Origin of the sequence: Arenibacter sp. S6351L (assembly GCF_023016025.1) — a bacterium.
In the GTDB taxonomy this organism is placed as follows: Bacteria; Bacteroidota; Bacteroidia; order Flavobacteriales; family Flavobacteriaceae; genus Arenibacter; species Arenibacter algicola_B.
On record NZ_JALKBB010000108.1, the window covers coordinates 1 to 503 of the forward strand.

Sequence of the window (503 nt, forward strand, 5' to 3'; positions counted from 1 at the left end):
GTACATGTAATTGATAAAGTATTATTGCCACAGGAGGCATTGGATGCTCTAATGCCACCAACACCAAATATTGTGGAATTGGCAATGGACACCGATTTTCTATCTATTTTGGTAGGAGCTTTGGTACAGGCCGATGCCGGTTTGGTAGACCTGTTACAGACAGATGGTCCTTTTACAGTGTTCGCACCTACCGATACTGCCTTTGCAGCCTTGTTGGAAGCATTGGGTGATGATTACAACAGCTTGGCCGATTTTGATACTACTGAGGAAAAAGCATTGTTGGCGCAGATTTTAAAATATCACGTAGTTGCCGGAACAGCGGCCTATTCCACAGATCTGTCCAATGGACAAATGGTAGAGACTGCCCAGGGTGAATCTGTAACTGTTAATTTAACAGGTGGGGTGTTCATTCAGGATAAAACCGATGTGGACGCAACTGTAGCACCAGCTGATATCGCTGCTAGTAATGGAGTAGTACATGTAATTGATAAAGTATTATTGCC

At 43.5% G+C, this 503-nt stretch carries 1 protein-coding gene; it reads left to right on the forward strand.

Going from position 1 to position 503, the window contains the following annotated elements:
- A partial coding sequence (locus tag MWU82_RS24110; protein WP_247098312.1) for a fasciclin domain-containing protein occupies positions 1-503 on the forward strand: 503 nt, incomplete at both ends.